The 17,456-nt window shown below is 41.2% G+C and carries 16 protein-coding genes; 1 reads left to right on the top strand and 15 read right to left on the bottom strand.

Annotated features, from left to right (window positions below; translation table 11 throughout):
* Nucleotides 1-15 precede the first annotated feature (15 nt).
* From DXA60_RS03050 to DXA60_RS03065, 4 genes are read right to left on the bottom strand one after another with little or no spacing between them, the layout of a single operon-like run.
* Nucleotides 16-963 carry an ABC transporter permease gene (locus tag DXA60_RS03050; protein ID WP_117919500.1) on the bottom strand — a complete coding sequence of 316 codons (948 nt, stop codon included), beginning with the start codon at nt 961-963 and terminating at the stop codon, nt 16-18.
* Between the two features lie 54 nt (nt 964-1,017).
* Nucleotides 1,018-2,025 (bottom strand): ABC transporter ATP-binding protein, encoded by a 1,008-nt coding sequence (locus tag DXA60_RS03055; protein ID WP_117919411.1) that lies wholly within the window; start codon nt 2,023-2,025, stop codon nt 1,018-1,020.
* 5 nt (nt 2,026-2,030) lie between these two features.
* Nucleotides 2,031-2,999: an ABC transporter ATP-binding protein gene (locus DXA60_RS03060; RefSeq protein WP_117919413.1), complete on the bottom strand. Its 969-nt coding sequence runs from the start codon at nt 2,997-2,999 to the stop codon at nt 2,031-2,033.
* 15 nt (nt 3,000-3,014) lie between these two features.
* The gene (locus tag DXA60_RS03065; protein ID WP_117919415.1) at nt 3,015-4,676 is read right to left on the bottom strand and encodes an ABC transporter substrate-binding protein; all 1,662 of its coding nucleotides are present in this window, start codon (nt 4,674-4,676) and stop codon (nt 3,015-3,017) included.
* A 251-nt stretch (nt 4,677-4,927) separates the two neighbouring features.
* On the opposite strand from DXA60_RS03065, the gene DXA60_RS03070 reads away from it, so the two are divergent.
* The gene (locus DXA60_RS03070; RefSeq protein WP_117919417.1) at nt 4,928-5,569 is read left to right on the top strand and encodes a peptidase C39; all 642 of its coding nucleotides are present in this window, start codon (nt 4,928-4,930) and stop codon (nt 5,567-5,569) included.
* Here the strand turns inward: DXA60_RS03070 and pdxR are convergent.
* The 11 genes from pdxR to rho all read right to left on the bottom strand — a co-directional run bounded on the left by pdxR (nt 5,562) and on the right by rho (nt 17,309).
* Nucleotides 5,562-7,052, bottom strand: coding sequence for a MocR-like pyridoxine biosynthesis transcription factor PdxR (gene pdxR / locus DXA60_RS03075; RefSeq protein ID WP_117919419.1), 1,491 nt, complete (start codon nt 7,050-7,052; stop codon nt 5,562-5,564). The two genes, DXA60_RS03070 and pdxR, sit on opposite strands and share 8 nt — an antisense overlap.
* An 11-nt stretch (nt 7,053-7,063) precedes the next feature.
* Nucleotides 7,064-7,915, bottom strand: a complete 852-nt coding sequence (locus tag DXA60_RS03080) for a DUF2225 domain-containing protein (RefSeq protein WP_117919421.1) — start codon at nt 7,913-7,915, stop codon at nt 7,064-7,066.
* 70 nt (nt 7,916-7,985) lie between these two features.
* Nucleotides 7,986-9,674, bottom strand: coding sequence for a glutamine--tRNA ligase/YqeY domain fusion protein (locus DXA60_RS03085; protein WP_117919423.1), 1,689 nt, complete (start codon nt 9,672-9,674; stop codon nt 7,986-7,988).
* A 147-nt stretch (nt 9,675-9,821) separates the two neighbouring features.
* Nucleotides 9,822-11,270 (bottom strand): AlbA family DNA-binding domain-containing protein, encoded by a 1,449-nt coding sequence (locus tag DXA60_RS03090; RefSeq protein WP_117919502.1) that lies wholly within the window; start codon nt 11,268-11,270, stop codon nt 9,822-9,824.
* A 146-nt stretch (nt 11,271-11,416) separates the two neighbouring features.
* Nucleotides 11,417-11,635 (bottom strand): hypothetical protein, encoded by a 219-nt coding sequence (locus DXA60_RS19075; protein ID WP_243006735.1) that lies wholly within the window; start codon nt 11,633-11,635, stop codon nt 11,417-11,419.
* Between the two features lie 58 nt (nt 11,636-11,693).
* Nucleotides 11,694-12,110, bottom strand: coding sequence for a hypothetical protein (locus DXA60_RS03100; RefSeq protein ID WP_243006736.1), 417 nt, complete (start codon nt 12,108-12,110; stop codon nt 11,694-11,696).
* A gap of 307 nt (nt 12,111-12,417) precedes the next feature.
* Nucleotides 12,418-13,491 (bottom strand): peptide chain release factor 1, encoded by a 1,074-nt coding sequence (prfA, locus tag DXA60_RS03105; protein WP_006859129.1) that lies wholly within the window; start codon nt 13,489-13,491, stop codon nt 12,418-12,420.
* A gap of 89 nt (nt 13,492-13,580) precedes the next feature.
* A complete protein-coding gene (gene prmC / locus DXA60_RS03110) occupies nt 13,581-14,408 on the bottom strand; it encodes a peptide chain release factor N(5)-glutamine methyltransferase (RefSeq protein ID WP_117919425.1) in 828 nt (275 codons plus the stop codon).
* Nucleotides 14,386-15,366, bottom strand: coding sequence for a DUF1385 domain-containing protein (locus DXA60_RS03115; RefSeq protein ID WP_117919427.1), 981 nt, complete (start codon nt 15,364-15,366; stop codon nt 14,386-14,388). Before DXA60_RS03115 ends, prmC begins: the two co-directional genes overlap by 23 nt.
* Nucleotides 15,367-15,441: 75 nt before the next feature.
* Nucleotides 15,442-15,645, bottom strand: coding sequence for a 50S ribosomal protein L31 (rpmE, locus tag DXA60_RS03120; RefSeq protein ID WP_006859131.1), 204 nt, complete (start codon nt 15,643-15,645; stop codon nt 15,442-15,444).
* Between the two features lie 158 nt (nt 15,646-15,803).
* Nucleotides 15,804-17,309: a transcription termination factor Rho gene (rho, locus tag DXA60_RS03125; RefSeq protein WP_117919429.1), complete on the bottom strand. Its 1,506-nt coding sequence runs from the start codon at nt 17,307-17,309 to the stop codon at nt 15,804-15,806.
* Nucleotides 17,310-17,456 lie beyond the last annotated feature (147 nt).

The raw sequence follows: 17,456 nt of genomic DNA on the forward strand, positions 1-17,456 counted from the left end.
ACAAATTCAACCTCTTTACTGAAGTTTTATCGTCGGATCTACTACCGCATATAAAATATCCGTCAGAAGATTACCGAGCAGTACAACGATCGCTGAGAGCAGACAGACTCCCATAATAACCGGATAATCACGGTTTGTGATCGCACTCATCGTCATAAGACCAAGTCCCGGCCAGGAAAATACCTGCTCCACAATAATAGAACCGCCAAACAATACCGGTATTTCCATTCCAATGACCGTCACGATCGGAACTAAGGCATTGCGCAGTGCATGTTTATTGATGACAAGAAAATGTCCGATTCCCTTTGCCCGTGCTGTACGCAGATAATCCTGCTGTAAGATTTCAAGCACTGCACTGCGGATATAGCGGATATTTGTTCCTGCCATGGACACCGCAAGGACAATGACCGGCATAACCATATGTGCCGCCACATCTGCTGCACCACCGGACGTGCCAAGCGTTGTCATTCCACCGGAGGGCAGCCAGCCCAATTTGACTGTAAACAGATAGATGAGAAGCATGGCAAGGAAAAATCCCGGAATACTGCTGCCAAGAAATGATAATGTCACTACCGTATAATCACCTTTTGAATACTGATGGATCGCACTGTAAATTCCTGACGGAACAGCAAGCAATATACTGACAAACAGTGATACCCCCATCAAAAGCAATGTTGGTCCCAGATGGCTTGCGATCATATCTGCAACAGGCTGGTAATTTTTAATGGAATATCCCATATTCCCATGCAGAAGCTGTCCCAGCCACACAAAATACTGCACATAAAATGGTTTGTCGAGTCCAAGTGCTATTGCTTTTGCCTGTACTGCAGCTTCCGAAACACGCGGTCCCTGCAGCATTTCAAGCGGACTCCCCGCCATACACATGATCGCATAATCGATCACAGTAATACCGAGCAATACCGGAATCGCGATCAGGATACGTTTGATAATATATTTTGTCATATGATTCCTCATTTCCTGCACTTTTGCATCACTGCTTTTGTGCATCACCGCATTTTACGCTTTTTCTGTCCCCTCATAATAAGGACATGCCACCAGATGATCCGGTTTTCCGGCAATCGGTAAAAGCACCGGCTCACTCAGCCGGCAGTCGTCTCTCGCATACGGACACCTCGGATGAAACCGGCATCCTTTTGGAGGATGCACCGCGGAAGCAACCTCGCCTTTTAAAACTGCAGGCTTTTCTTCCCGGCGTCCCGGATCTGCAACCGGTGCTGCATGTGTCAGCGCTTTTGTATACGGATGTGCAGGATGTAAGAACACTTCACTGGCATCTGCGATCTCAACGATCTTCCCAAGGTACATAACCGCGATCCTGTCACTCACGTAACGGACAGCTCCAAGACCATGCCCCACAAACAGACTTGTCAGTCCCAGTTCATTTTGTAACTCACGGATCAGATTTAATATCTGTGCCTGTATCGACACATCAAGTGCACTGACCGGTTCATCACACACGATGAACTCTGGTTTTAATGACAACGCTTTTGCTATTCCAATACGCTGTCTCTGTCCACCCGAAAATTCATGCGGATATTTTAAAAGTGTGCTCTGGGGCAGTCCGACCATATCTAAAAGCTGTTTTATATCAGTGTCAATTGTTCTCTTATCCGAAATTCCATGATATAACATTGGCTGTGCCAAAATATCATAGATACGTTTCCGGGGATTTAAAGAGGAATAGGAATCCTGAAAGATCATCTGAAGACCGGTTCCTGCCTGTTTTCGTGCTTTTTTTTCATTGTGGGTAAGTGATTTTGCAGCGATTTTTTCTCCATGATAGTAAATCGCTCCGTCCGTCGGTGAAATCAGCCCGACTAAAAGCTGTCCGATCGTGGATTTTCCACATCCGGACTCTCCAACCAGACCAAGTGTCTCGCCCTTTTTTATTGAAAAATCAACACCGTCAACTGCCTGTACCTGACTGACAGTATGGGTAATGATACCACCTTTGATGTCATAATATTTTTTTAATTTTTCTACTCTGATCAGTTCTTTATCCATTCCATTTAACTCCTGCAAGCCTTATGGCAGCGTACAAAATGATCCTTTTCTATCTCCTTCATCTCCTGCTTTTCCACGCAGCCTTCTCCGGCAAATGCACAGCGGTCTGCAAACCGGCACCCTGTGATCTGGTCATAATTTTCCGGTACAATGCCTGAAATTGATGCAAGTGTCCTTCCACTCTCATCATAAATACCCGGAACCGTATCAAGCAGTGCTTTCGTATACGGATGTGCCGGATGATAAAAAAGATCTTTCACTGATGCCATCTCTATAATCTGTCCCGCATACATAACAAGCACACGATCCGCCATCTGCGCCACAAGTCCAATATCATGCGTGATCAGGATCACTGACATCCCAATCTCTTTTTGCAGTTCTTTCATCAGCTCCATGATCTGAGCCTGAATCGTCACATCCAGCGCCGTTGTCGGTTCATCCGCAATGAGAAGTTTTGGATTGCAGCAAAGTGCCATCGCGATCATCACACGCTGACGCATCCCTCCGGATAACATATGCGGATATTTTTTCATTGCTGCACGCGCATCCGGCATCCCGACTTTCTCTAAAATCGTAACAGCCCTCTCTTTTGCTTCTTTTTTTGAAAGATGCAGATGGATGCGTATACTCTCCGTAATCTGACTTCCAATCGTAAACACCGGATTTAACGACGTTAAAGGGTCCTGAAAAACCATCGTCATCTGATTTCCGCGGATCATATCTAACTGCTTTTCATCCATATCCAGCAGATTTTTGTTTGTAAAGAGGACAGAGCCGTCAATAACAGCTCCGCCCTTTCCTAATAATCCCATTATAGACAGTGATGTTACACTCTTGCCACAGCCGGACTCACCAACGATACAAACCGTTTCTCCTTCTGCAACTTCAAAACTGACATGATCCACACTGATCTTTTTTCCAAAATCTCCGGTAAACGCTGTCGTCAGATCATTTACCTGTAATAATTTTGACATTGATTTTCCCGTTCCTTATTTCGTAATTTCCCACTGTTCTACATTATTAAAGAAACCATACACACTTGGTGTGGCATTTACCAGACGTTTGTTAACAGCCGCCTGCGCACTGACAATATAAGCAGAGAACATCGGCACATCTTCCTGCACTTTCTGATCCACTACTGAATAAAGACCTTTGATCTCATCAATATCACTTGTCGTCTGTGTCTTTGCAAGTGCTTCATTTACACTGTCATCTCCGTATCCGGTCCAGCTCTCCTCGCCACCTAAAAGCCATGCTACATCCGGGTATGGATCAACCGGCGCATAAGTATACTGTACCGCCAAAATATCATAATCATTTGTACCTGCTACAGACATCAGGGTTGCAAAATCCACTGTCTGCACTTCCACCTTAATACCAACTGCAGCCCACTGTGCCACAAACACATTTGCTGCATTTACGAATGCGCCGTCTCCGGAATTCACATAAAAACGTAAAGTCTGTGATCCGTCCCATCCGGCCTCTGCTAAAAGTTCTTTCGCTTTCTCCACATCCTGTTCTACCGGAACGATGCCATCGTCATAAAAAGGACTTGCAGAAGAAAGAAATCCGTCTACAACTTCACCTTTTCCTTTTAAAAGCTGCTCTAAAACCATCTTACGGTCAATTGCATATAACATTGCCTGACGCACACGCACATCAGGAACATTCTTTGTCTGGATAAACACGGACTGGTTTGTTACCGGTTCTCCGTATACAACATTCACATTGGAAAGTCCTTCAATGCTGTCATAATCTTCCTGTGGGATAACACTCATTGTCGGCTGTGTAATGTCGATCTCCCCGGACTGTAATCCGGCATAAAGCTGACTGCCGCTTACGATCTTGATATTGAGTTTCGCGATCTTTGGTGCACCTTTCCAGTAATTTTCATTCGCTTTATAAGAAATATAATGATCGACATCAAAATCCGTCACCATATATGGTCCGCTGACCACATCCGGATGATTAAACCAGTCAGCCGTCTTTAATTCTTCCTCACTGTACTGCTCGATCACATGTTTTGGAAGTGTCATCAGATAACGTGCATAGGAATTTTCAAATGTGGTTAATGACATCTCATCTTTTGTAGTAAACTGTACTGTTGCATCATCAATCGCTTTGATACCGTCGATACTCTCCGCTCCCTCTTCCGTAAAACCGTCATCTCCGACACCTTCAAACACATAATACATCATGGAGGTATTTCCAATAACCGGGGAAGTCAGACGAAGTGCTGTATATACCACATCATCCGCAGTGATCTTCTCGCCATCTGACCAGGTTGCTTTCTCATCGATATGCACGATAAAATTTTTATTATCTTCCGTTGTGACAGAATCAGCGATCTCACCTTCAAATTCCAGTTTGGAATTTAATTCCACCAGTGGAAGAAACATCAGGCTGGTCGCATATTTATTGATCTCACCGCCATCCATCAAAAGCGGATTTAATGTTCCAAGTGTATCCGTAACACCAATGTTTACAATATCATCTGAAACTTCTGCCATCTCTGTTGCTGCAGCATTTTCCCCCTGCGGCCAACTGCCTGTATTGCCGCCAGAAGTCCCGCATCCAACAGCAGTAATCCCCATCGCAGCCGTAAGCATAAGCGCCGACAGGACTTTTTTCCATCTTCTTTCTTTTCTCATAATTTCCTCACTTTCTGACAAAAAACTGTATTATGCCCGCTTCTCGCACATAAACCAGTACTTTTTGCGCATTATTACTAGTAATCCACTAGGAATTAGGTAAATTATATTTTTTCTTTTTTAAATTGTCAATCATTTTTTCAGAATATCCAGGTGTCAAAAGGTGATTCACAACTTAGCATCTTTCAGATTGACAAAAAAATTACGGCTGATTATAGTATTCCTTAGAATAAAGAAAAGAGGCAATACACATGAAAAATCTGTTAATCTATCAATCCACTGAATATGACTGTGGTCCGACCACCTTGACAAATGCAATCCGATATCTGTTTGACCGTGAAGAAATTTATCCTGATATTGTCAAATATATTATGCTCTATTGTCTCGATTCTTATAATGAAGCCGGTGAGGTAGGAAAACGCGGTACTTCCGCATCTGCCATGATGTTTTTAAGCAACTGGCTTACCCAGTTTGGACAAGTGAAAAATTTTCCTATTTCCTGCAATTTTCTATCTAAAAAAGATGTCGTATTATCCCAAAACAGTTGTATTATCGGTGCCCTGCAGCAGGGTGGTGCTGTTTTGCTCCGTGTCTACTTAGAAGTACCGCATTATATTCTGCTGACTGGCGTTTCGGACAATGATATTTATGTGTTTGATCCATATTATGAAGAGATAGATGACCCTGAACTCGACAAAGAATTCTTTGAAGATGGCATCACCTTTATCACCGATCAGCCAAAGCGTGCTAACCGCATGATTTCAATCGACAGGCTTTCTAGTACCGGTGTCGGCTTTTATGAAATGGGACCATATGAGGAACGTGAGGCTGTGATCCTGTTCAACACAAATACCAGGAAAACGCCCGAAAACAGTATTGAATACATCATATAATTGTATCTAATATCAAAAGTCCTTTCCGGATCTCATCTTCACACAGTCTTCCATAACCAAGTAAAAGAATCGGTTTGTCCGGTGCAGTTCCGGCAGATCCGATTTTTTCACTTTCTATGGAATACTTGCTGTATTTTGTATTCTCATATCCATTCGAAGCCATTTCCGGAACAACGTATTCACTGATTCCATAGATACGTATTCCCTGCTTTCCTGCAAGGTCACATATCTCCGCTTCTTTTTTTTCTGTACGTATCTGCACCAGAACATGCAGTCCTGCATGATCTCCGTAAACTTTTTCCACCCAGTTTCTCTTTTTTAGTTCCGCAAGGAGGAAATCATGTTTTGCACGGTAAATTCCTCTCATCTTATTCAGATGACGTTCAAAATGTCCCTCTTCAATAAACGCACGCAATACCTCCTGCTGGATTTTAGGAACAGTCGCAGAGTAAAATCCACATTTTTCATGATAATGATTTAACAATTCCGGCGGAAGCACCATATAACTGATTCGAAGTGACGGTGCAATGCTCTTAGAAAAAGTTCCAATATAAATAACCTTATCAAAATGATCCACACTCTGCAGGGACGGGATCGGCTTTCCACGATACCTGTATTCACTGTCGTGATCATCTTCGATCAAATACCTGTTTTCTTTTTCAGAAGCCCATTTCAGCAGCTCCAGTCTCTGCTTTAACGGCATGACCGTTCCAAGCGGAAACTGATGGGAAGGCATAATGTAGACAATATCCGGATCATATTTTCTGACTTTCCAGGGATCTATTCCATCTTCTTCCACGGTAACCAGTGACATCTGGTATCCCATATTTAAAAATGTATGATATGCCTGCAGATAAGTCGGATTCTCCATCAGGACACGCTTATTTCTGCCCAAAATCTGTGTCAGTAAGATCTCAAGATATTCATTTCCGGCTCCGATAATCAACTGATCCGGCTCACAGTTAACCCCTCTCGCCTGATGAAGATAAGCTGCAATCGCCTTTCTGAGTCCATAATCTCCCTGTCCATCTCCGGATAAAAGCAATTCCTCCCGGTCATCTAACAGCACATTTTTATTTAATTTTCTCCACACATTATATGGAAAATGTTCGGTATCGATCGCATATGGTGAGAAGTCAATGATATCTTCCCCCATTTTCTCTTTCTGTCCCTTTTTCCCAAATGGAGCTATATCTTTTGATCCATTTTCTGCATGACCAAATTCATATAATTCCGTAATATCGCATACAAAAAAACCCCTGCAAGGTTCTGCTTTGATGTATCCCTCTGCCAGGAGCTGTTCATATGCCATTTCCACGGTACTTCTGCTTACAGACAAATGTTTTGACAAAAGTCTTGTTGATGGAAGTTTTTCCCCGACGGGAATCTTTCCCGCAATGACATCCCGTTTGATATACTCATATATTTTCTCATAGAGGGGAGCTTTCGCTCCCCCCTGTAGATCAATCATTATTTCAATCATTATAATTTTGCCTATTTGCTTTTTTTGATTTCTGCAACGATCTTTTCTTTTAAATCATATGCGCGGTCTTTCATCTTCTTTGATGCGGAAGGCGCAGCCTGAATCCTTGAAATACACTTAGATGCCACATCATATTTTTTAAAATGATATGCCATTGCTGCAAGAAGATAATCTACGGTACACTGATCCATTCCACACATCGGGAACATCTCTGTAGACATTGCTTTCATAAAGCCTTCATATGCCTGCTGGTAAAATGCTTCTTCCTGCTCTTTTACCTCTTTTTTCTTCCCTAATGTTTCAGGATCAGTTCCTTTTAACTCTTCCCCTTTTCCACGATACAGCCAGGAAAGTTTCAGACAGGTATATGCTTTCTCACTCGTCTTTCCTTTTTTCACGATCGTGTTAAACAGTGCCAGTTTATAACGCTCAATCGCCTGGTCATAGTCTAAAACCATTGGTTCATCAGAACCACTTGGTTTGAAGTTCGCACAAACCTGTTCTTTGACCAGTTTGATCTGTCCTGATGTTACATGCTCAAAATAGCGGTTCATCGCTGTATATCCGCAATACGGGCAGGATGCCACATCATATTTTAATGTATCAATATATTCAAAACGTGGACGCAGATCCAGATCCGGCTCTAATCGTTTGATTCGTCCGTTTTTGATCATTTTGGTCTTAAATACCTTATCACATACAGTACAGCGGATCGCTTTGTCTAACAGAAAACTGTCTTCTGTCGGAGCAGCTTCTGTTTTTCCTCCATTAGCAGATGCTGCCGGCTTTTTCTCTTCTTCAAACAGATCCGTTGTGTTATCCGCTTTGATACCAAATTTTTCCAATCCTGCAAATAAATTCATATGTATTTCATATCCTTTCCTGATACGCCCGTTTCCGGGTGCAAATGCACCATCCCGGTGTAGCTAATGCTTATGCATTAGGTAATTTAAATGAGCTCTTTAATGACACAATTCTGTTAAATACCAGATGATCTGCGGTTGAATCCTTTGCATCCACACAGAAAAATCCCTGTCTTACAAACTGGAAACTGTCATATGCTTTTGCATCTTTTAAGTTTTCCTCAACAACACAGTTTTTCAAAATCGTAAGGGAATTCGGATTCAGATTCAGACTTCCGTCTTCATTATACACGCCTTTTTCCTCATCCACAATATTTTCATAGAGACGGATTTCAGCCGGAACTGCCTGTGCTGCCGATACCCACTGGATCGTTCCTTTTACTTTACGTCCGTCCGGGCTGTTTCCACCTTTTGAAGCCGGATCGTAAGTACAGTGTATCTCAGTTACCACTCCATTTTCATCTTTCACAAAACTGTTGCATGTCACGAAATATGCATTCATCAGGCGCACTTCGTTGCCTGGGAACATACGGAAATATTTCTTTGGCGGCTCCTCCATAAAATCTTCACGGTCAATATAAAGTTCGCGTGAAAATGGAACTTTACGCACACCAAGTTCCTCGTTCTCAAGGTTATTAACTACCTCAAGATACTCTGTCTCTCCCTCCGGGTAGTTATCGATCACCACTTTGACCGGATCTAAGATTGCCATCATACGCGGACGTTTCATCTTTAGATCCTCACGGATGCAGTATTCTAACATTGCATAATCCACGGAACTGTTTGCCTTGGAAATACCGCAGAGTTCTACGAACATTTTTAAAGATTCCGGTGTAAATCCTCTTCTGCGGAGTGCTGCGATCGATACAAGACGCGGATCATCCCAGCCGTCTACGATACCTTCCTCTACAAGACGTTTGATATATCTTTTTCCGGTTACAACATTTGTCAGATATAATTTTGCAAACTCGATCTGTCTTGGAGGCATCTCATCCTTGTCAGGGATCATGTCCTTGCCGACTTCATCAATTACCCAGTTGTAAAGAGGTCTGTGATCCTCAAATTCCAGTGTACAGATAGAATGGGTAATTCCCTCAATCGCATCCTCTAATGGATGTGCAAAATCATACATTGGATAGATGCACCATTTATCTCCGGTTCTGTGATGTGTCATATGTGCCACACGGTAAATAACCGGATCTCTCATATTGATATTTGAAGATGTCATATCGATCCTTGCACGGAGCACTTTCTCTCCGTCAGCAAATTTACCGTTTTTCATATCTTCAAATAAAGCAAGATTCTCTTCCACGCTTCTTGAGCTCGCCGGATCTTCTTTTCCAGGCTCTGTCAGAGTACCACGGTACTCACGGATCTCATCTGCACTCAGATCAGAAACGTATGCTTTTCCTTTTTTGATCAGCTTTACTGCTGCTTCATACATCTGGTCAAAATAATCGGATGCGAAAAACAGTCTGTCCTCCCAGTCTGCACCAAGCCATTTGATATCTTCTTTAATTGCTTCCACGAACTCCGATTTTTCTTTGGTCGGATTCGTATCATCAAATCGTAAATTGAATTTTCCATTATATTTCTGTGCAAGTCCAGAATTTAAAAGTATGGACTTGGCATGTCCGATATGAAGATATCCGTTCGGCTCCGGTGGAAATCTTGTATGGACAGTTTTGCAATGTCCTTCCTCTATATCCTGATCTATAAACTGTTCGATAAAATTCTTTGAGACATTCTCGTTCTCCATGATGTCTGTCCTCCTCATATAACAACTCATGCTATATCATACATGATACACCGTCTGGGTGCAAGTATAATATAGCATGAATTAGCGGTTTTGGGTAAGAAAATATTTTTTTGTTCGATTCGTTCCCCTGATATAAACTTTTCTGTATCATTTATTTATTTTCCAATAACCTTTTCTGTCTGATCCCACTCGTTCTATCACATTTTTTTCCTTCAATGACTTCAACCGCACCGCTATTGTTTTTCTGCTTATCTTTAATTTTTCTGCAAGTTGAGGCATGGTATAATTTGCATTCTCTAATAGCAATGCAAGAATCTCCTGCTCTTTTTCAGTCACCTTTTCAGTCACCTTTTCAGTCACCTTTTCAGTCACCTTTTCAGTCACCTTTTTAACGTTGTCTGGTCCAACTTGCAAATCAGCAACGGATTCCATCGGTATCACTATTTGAAAAATATTGTCTTCCAAAAAAATGGGGGTTCCACCAGAGTATAATTTCGTATATTTATTCGTATTTCTCATCCCAGAGCCCAATTCATCCGCATATCCAATTTCCCGGAACACTTTCGAAATCGGCGGGTTCTTTGGAAATGGCTCAAACTGATTCAATTTCAGTTCTCCATGACCATGTGGAAGATTACTGTTTTTCGTATAGATTCGGTTACTTTCAATCACAAATTGTGCCGTATATGCATTGGAATAATCCCGATGTGCCAGAATATTTGATATAATTTCACGCAAAATCTTATCTCTGGCACTCACGCTCTGATCTCCATCCAACACAAAAGTATCATTCAAATGTTTTTTTCCAAAATCCACCAATCTGCGGTAGCTATCTATTAAATTCGTGATAATAACTTCGCGGTCATCATAGCGGTCCAGATTTTTCACACGATAAATAGCGTCTGTCTTATATTGTGGCAACACAGACATAATCGTATTATCTTTTCCAAATAATAGAATCGCAGCAAGTGTTATTCCTTCCTTTCCCGTATCCGGGTCAGTCAGAATAAGTCCTGTGCTTCTAAGTATTTCTTTCTCATCCATATTTGCCCATGGGTGATTGTCTACTCTTGAAAGTGCCATCTGCTTCGCTCTTCGGATCACGTCAAGATCAAGATACTCCAGTCCAAGTCTTGGATAAACTTTATTCACAAAATAAGTGCTCTGCTTTCTCGCATACATCTTATACACTAATTCTGCATTGTCTGTTATATCAATATCACCTTCATGTGTTCTATCCCAGATTCTTCCATTCAAACGTCTAAGCTGTGTTCCCTCAGGCACCCAGATATAGACAAGTATCTTTCCATCTATCTCAAAAACCTCTGGTGTAAGATACATCGGTGGATTCAGCTTATTTGCATTATTAATAGATGTCGTAAAATCTTTGAGTATCTTATCTACTTTTTGGAAATTAACACCCCGAATCTCTTTTGTCTTATCAACTACACCAAGAACAATATGTCCTCCATTGCGGTTATTAAACGAACAGACCGATTGATACACATCCTTTGTCAGATCATTTTCTGACTGTTTGAATTCCACATCTATTTTTTCGCCGGACTGAATTATCTTTCTCAACTCGTCTGCTGTCATACGCATACCACCTTTCCAAGACAAAATCCATTACACTGACTTTCCTTAAATCATTTAGCTAATAGTATCATAACTTCTCCTAATATATCTGATATCTCTACATAGTCTATATCATTCAATTTCACTATGTTTTTGTTACCATTCTATTATTCATGCTCTTCTACTTTTTCAATAATATACTCTATTTTCTCAATTCTTTCTTCTGCTATCTGTACTCTTTTCTTCTCAACTTCATTTTTATCTGTAATCCTTATAAAATAATACTTTCCTCTTTTTACTGGTTCAAATAATGTTTTATATGTTTCTTTTTGTGTTATAACTATATACTTTACATTCCGTACTTTTTCAGCCTTAATATTTGCCAAAACTTGAAGAATAATGCAACTAATAACTACAAAATAAATATCTCTATCATACTGTTTGTTATATAAATTTTTTAAGATTGCTAAACCTTGCATTGAAATTACAAAGTAAACCACTATTCCAAAAAACATATTGACGACATATTTCTTTTTTTGTTTTTAATTTTACAATTAAACTTATACCAAAACTATATATTAATCCAATGACACTTAAAGAAAAAAAATATTCATTTATTATAATATTAGACCACGTCGATTTTCCAAATGCTACAATTAAAAATATAACCAATACCTGTGCTACAATAGTTCCTACTAATTCGTATTCCATCAAAAAAAATGATACTTCAAAATTATGATATTCATTTATAAAAATTTTTGTTTTCATATATGGAATAAATTTGTAAATAAAAAAACCATAAATTGCAATAGCAATTGGCCAAAACACTTCTAACATTTTCATAATGTTTTCAATTTTCATTATCTTCCCCCACTCGTCAATTATGTTTCCCCTATTCTCGAACACGAACGCACGTTCTATTTATAAAATATCATACTCCAGTTCTCATATCAAGAACATTTTTACATTTTCCATTTAAACATCAGAAACAATGAAATCTTCGTAGAAAGTTACATAAACTACACCGTTATTCACACCAGTCTGCAAAAAAGGGCAAAAATCAGAGCCAGCCTTCCGACTGACTCTGCTCCACTCTAATCATATTATAATTTACTCTGATAATTCTCTAACTGGTGAAAAATACCAACTATATTTACAACATCTATCCTTAATTCTCATTCATCTTCGCAAGTTTCGCTGCCTGGTCTGCTGCGATACATGCGTCAATAATCTCCTGGATATCTCCGTTCATGATCTTATCAAGTTTGTAAAGTGTGAGGTTGATCCTGTGATCTGTCACACGTCCCTGTGGGAAGTTGTAGGTACGGATCTTCTCAGAACGGTCTCCTGTTCCGACCTGGCTCTTACGAAGCTCTGCTTCCGCATCGTGGGCTTTCTGCTGCTCTAAGTCGTATAATTTGGTACGCAGCAGGGCGAAAGCTTTCGCCTTGTTCTGGATCTGTGATTTTTCTGTCTGGCTGTAGATCACGATTCCGGTTGGGATATGTGTCAGACGCACGGCAGAGTCTGTCGTGTTGACACACTGTCCACCGGCACCGGATGCACGGCAGACATCGATACGGATATCTTTGTCATCGATCTGTACATCCACTTCCTCGGCCTCCGGCATCACGGCAACTGTGATGGTGGAAGTATGGATACGTCCACCGGACTCTGTCTCCGGGACACGCTGTACACGGTGTACACCGGACTCATACTTCATAACAGAATAAGCACCCTGACCGCTCAGCATAAAAGTAACGCTCTTCATACCGCCGATGCCGGTTTCATCTGCCTCCATGATCTCCGTCTTCCAGTTTCTGCTCTCCGCATAATGCAGATACATACGATAAATTTCAGCCGCAAATAAAGCAGCCTCGTCACCGCCGGCGCCTGCGCGGATCTCAACGATAACGTTCTTGTCATCGTTCGGGTCTTTCGGGAGTAATAAGATCTTTAACTCTTTTTCTAATTCTTCCACTCTTGCCTTAGAATCGTTTAACTCTTCTTTCGCAAGCTCGCGCATCTCCTCATCAGACTCTTCCTCAAGCAATGCAAGAGAATCTTCAATATTCTGTTTGCACTGTTTGTACTCTTTGTATGCGTTTACGATCGGAGTCAGGTCACTCTGCTCTTTCATCAGTTTACGGAAACGCACCGGATCATTTGCAACATCCGGCTCACTTAACTCACTCATTAATTCTTCAAAACGGATCAGTAAATCCTCTAATTTATCAAACATAAATCCTCCATTCCTGTGTATCAAAGAATACCTTTACACATTCCCTGTTTTCACATACCATCTTTCTAACAAACACACCACATTCCACGCTAAAGCATTCCTGTCACAACACGGTCATTTTGTGCTAAATCTTTGATGACCGCCACATTCTTAAATCCCGCCTCTCTTAAAAGCCCGGATACCGCCTCGCCTTGGTCATAACCGATCTCGAACAGAATGTGCCCTTCCGGTTTTAAATACGATGGACATTTCTCCATGATCTTCCGGTAAAAATATAAACCATCTTCTTTGCCATCCAATGCCTCCATCGGTTCAAAATCCCGTACTTCCGGCATAAGTTTAAGTACTTCTTCTGTTCTTATATAAGGTGGATTTGATACAATCACATCATAAGTTCCTGTCACATTATCAAACAGATCACTGCGTTCAAATGTAACCGAAACCTGATTCAGCTTTGCATTTTCTTTCGCCACAAGAAGCGCCTGTTTGGAAATATCCGTCGCTGTTCCCTCCACCTCCGGTATATTATGCACAATACTGACAATAATACAGCCGGAACCGGTACACATGTCAAGCACATTCATTCCCGGTTTTACAACTTTTAATGCTTCTTCCACTAAAGTTTCCGTATCCTGCCTTGGAATGAGCACATTGGAATTGACTTTAAATTTCAATCCCATAAATTCAGCCTCACCGACAATATACTGTAACGGCACATGTTCTGCGCGTTTTCTCAGTGCGATCTCATATTCACTTAACTGTTCCTCAGCTACCTCGTCCTCCATATGCAGATAATAAAAACTGCGGTCAATCTTGCAGACCATCTCTAACAGCAGCCATGCATCGATTTTAGCATCTGCCACATCTGCCATATTTAAAACTTTCTCACCGAGATTAATTGCTTCCCGATATGTCATGTTCCTTACTGTCCTCTTGCTTTATTTCTTTCACATAAGCCTTCCAGTCAAACACAGCCTCAACAGATGCCATACCCACCTCGATCATGTCATCCTCCGGTTCTTTCGTTGTAATGTGCTGCAACAGAAGTCCCGGTTTGCTGAGCAGATTGACAACTGCATTATCACTGCGTCCTGCCAGTCTTATAAATTCATAAGATACCCCCGCGATCACAGGGATCAGCACAAGACGAAGTACCAGTCTTAATACTCTCGAATCCACATGGATAAACATAAAAAAGAAAATACTGATGATCATAACGATCAACAAAAAACTGGTCCCGCAGCGCTTATGTAATCTGGAACTTTTTCTCACATTCTCAACGGTAAGATCCATTCCATGCTCAATACAGTTAATACACTTATGCTCCGCACCATGATACATATAAACTCTTTTTATGTCAGGCATCAATGAAATTGCTGCCACATACCCGATAAAGATCGCCAGGCGGATAATCCCTTCTAATACAGCAATCAGCATATAGGAATCTGTAAATTTCTGGAAAAACACAGATATATAATACGGAAGGATCATAAAAATCGCAACCGCCAGCACGATGGAAAATGCAACCGTACCACCCATCATCAGGCTATCCTGTCTTTTCTGCTGCTCTTCTGTCAATGCCTTTTTTTCACGTTTTTTTGTTTGCTTCTTTTCATGCTCCGGCTCCTCTTCCTCAAAAAAAGAAGCGGAAAATGTCAATGTTGAAACGCCTAAATACAACGACTCTATAAAACTGAACACACCGCGTAAGATCGGCATGTTTCTGATTTTCTTATTTTTTATTATACCTTTATATTCGGAAATCTTAAGTGTGATTTCCCCATCAGGCTTTCTGACAGCTACGGCGTATTTTTCCTGGTTTTTCATCATTACGCCTTCCATGACTGCCTGCCCGCCAATACCGGAATACCTCATACTAATCCTCTGCTCTAAAAAAAGGTTGAGATTAAATAAACCTCAACCTTATCTTTAACCATGTTCACTTGCGTACTATTTGTTAATGCCGTACTTCTTGTTGAACTTATCGATACGTCCGTCAGTTCTTGCAGATTTCTGCTGTCCTGTGTAGAACGGATGGCATTTGGAACAAATTTCTACGTGGATGTCCTCTTTTGTAGAACCTGTTACGAATGTGTTTCCGCAGTTACATGTAACTGTTGCCTGATAATAATCTGGATGGATTCCTTCTCTCATGATTTTCACCTCTTTATGTTCTTATCGTTATTTAGTTTCGCCTGTTCAATCCTTTTGTACCCGTATGCCCGATCCGCATATGGCACTTACTCCAAAGGAAAGTCCCGATAAACAGCTTTATTATTATATCATGCGATTCTCAAAAAATCAAGATATTTTTAAACAATTCTGTTCTTTTTTACCATATTTATATATTCGCGATTATTTTTAGTGCGTGCAAACATATTCAAAATATTCTCCACGGCATCATCTTTGCGCATTCCATTGATTGCTTTTCGCATGATGTCAACTGCTTCCTGTTCTTCGGAATCAAGCAGCAGATCTTCTCTTCTGGTTCCCGATTTCACGATATCGATTGCCGGAAATACACGCTTTTCCGAAAGTTTTCTGTCGAGCACGAGTTCCATGTTACCGGTTCCCTTAAATTCCTCAAATACAACATCATCCATCTTGCTTCCGGTATCAACCAGCGCTGTCGCAAGGATTGTAAGGCTTCCTCCCTCACGCATATTTCTCGCTGCACCAAAGAATCTTTTTGGCATATGGAGTGCCGCCGGATCAAGACCTCCGGATAAGGTACGTCCACTTGGTGGAACCGTAAGGTTATATGCCCTTGCAAGTCTTGTGATACTGTCAAGAAGGATCATGACATCTTTGCCGTGCTCTACCAGACGTTTTGCACGGCCAAGCACCATCTCCGATACACGTTTGTGATGTTCCGGGAGTTCATCAAAAGTAGAGTAAATTACCTCAACATTATCGCCCGCAATGGCTTCCTTGATATCTGTAACCTCCTCCGGTCTCTCATCGATCAGAAGGATGATCAGGTGCATATTCGGATTTCCTGATGTTACTGATTTGGCGATTTCTTTTAAAAGTGTTGTTTTTCCTGCCTTAGGCTGGGAAACGATCATACCACGCTGTCCCTTACCAATTGGGGAAACAAGATCTACAATACGCATCGCAACACTGCATCCCGGGCGTTCTAAACGTATCCTCTCATTCGGAAAAATCGGTGTCAGATCTTCAAAACTTTTTCTCTTCTGGGCTACACTCGGGTGATAGCCGTTAATTGTAGTCACATATAAAAGTGCCGAAAACTTTTCCTGCTGTGTCTTGATTCTTGTATTACCACAGACAATATCTCCCGTTTTTAAATTAAACTTTCGGATCTGTGATGGTGAAACATACACATCATGCTCACCCGGAAGATAATTCTCACAGCGGATAAATCCGTATCCATCCGGCATAACCTCTAAAATACCATTTGCCATAATTCCACTGTCAAGACTCATCATGGTATCATCTGCCGCTGCAGATGCCGTCTGATTTTCCTGTGTTTCTACCGGCTCTTCTGCCTTTTCTTTTGTCTGACGATCTGCATCTGTTCCGCGTTCCCTTGGTACATATTCCGTCCTTTTTCTGGAATATTCTTTCGGCTGTGCATGATCTTTCGAACGCTCTGTGCCCTCTTTTGCTTTCACACGCTCCCCGCGCTCTTCCTGCGTCTGCATACTCTCCGTCTCTTTTTGTTTGCGTGCATCTTCTTCAAGCATACGATTGACCAAATCGCTCTTCTTCATGGAAGAAATATTCTTCAGTCCCCGTGCCTTTGCCAGATCACGCAAAACGACTAATGATAAACTCTCATATTTTTCTCTCATTCATAAACTCCTTACTTTTTTCACCTGTTGGAATCGTCTGCGGAAATGATGTCTGATGTGACAATTGAATTTTTCGATGTGGCTATTATACTACATCTTTTTCTAAATAGGAAGTCCTAATTCTTGATTTTTCTCCCTAATCGCAAA

It is taken from the genome of Roseburia sp. OF03-24 (assembly GCF_003463035.1).
Lineage (GTDB): Bacteria > Bacillota > Clostridia > Lachnospirales > Lachnospiraceae > Roseburia > Roseburia rectibacter.

Bases quoted from the DNA above. Each gene is read 5' to 3' on its own strand.
- DXA60_RS03065 (WP_117919415.1), bottom strand. From the start codon at position 4,676: ATGAGAAAAGAAAGAAGATGGAAAAAAGTCCTGTCGGCGCTTATGCTT.
- DXA60_RS03050 (WP_117919500.1), bottom strand. From the start codon at position 963: ATGACAAAATATATTATCAAACGTATCCTGATCGCGATTCCGGTATTG.
- DXA60_RS03055 (WP_117919411.1), bottom strand. From the start codon at position 2,025: ATGGATAAAGAACTGATCAGAGTAGAAAAATTAAAAAAATATTATGAC.
- DXA60_RS03060 (WP_117919413.1), bottom strand. From the start codon at position 2,999: ATGTCAAAATTATTACAGGTAAATGATCTGACGACAGCGTTTACCGGA.
- prmC (WP_117919425.1), bottom strand. From the start codon at position 14,408: ATGACATATCGGGAAGCAATTAATCTCGGTGAGAAAGTTTTAAATATG.
- DXA60_RS03085 (WP_117919423.1), bottom strand. From the start codon at position 9,674: ATGGAGAACGAGAATGTCTCAAAGAATTTTATCGAACAGTTTATAGAT.
- prfA (WP_006859129.1), bottom strand. From the start codon at position 13,491: ATGTTTGATAAATTAGAGGATTTACTGATCCGTTTTGAAGAATTAATG.
- DXA60_RS03070 (WP_117919417.1), top strand. From the start codon at position 4,928: ATGAAAAATCTGTTAATCTATCAATCCACTGAATATGACTGTGGTCCG.
- pdxR (WP_117919419.1), bottom strand. From the start codon at position 7,052: ATGATTGAAATAATGATTGATCTACAGGGGGGAGCGAAAGCTCCCCTC.
- DXA60_RS03100 (WP_243006736.1), bottom strand. From the start codon at position 12,110: ATGAAAATTGAAAACATTATGAAAATGTTAGAAGTGTTTTGGCCAATT.
- rho (WP_117919429.1), bottom strand. From the start codon at position 17,309: ATGAGAGAAAAATATGAGAGTTTATCATTAGTCGTTTTGCGTGATCTG.
- DXA60_RS03080 (WP_117919421.1), bottom strand. From the start codon at position 7,915: ATGAATTTATTTGCAGGATTGGAAAAATTTGGTATCAAAGCGGATAAC.
- rpmE (WP_006859131.1), bottom strand. From the start codon at position 15,645: ATGAGAGAAGGAATCCATCCAGATTATTATCAGGCAACAGTTACATGT.
- DXA60_RS03090 (WP_117919502.1), bottom strand. From the start codon at position 11,270: ATGACAGCAGACGAGTTGAGAAAGATAATTCAGTCCGGCGAAAAAATA.
- DXA60_RS03115 (WP_117919427.1), bottom strand. From the start codon at position 15,366: ATGAGGTATTCCGGTATTGGCGGGCAGGCAGTCATGGAAGGCGTAATG.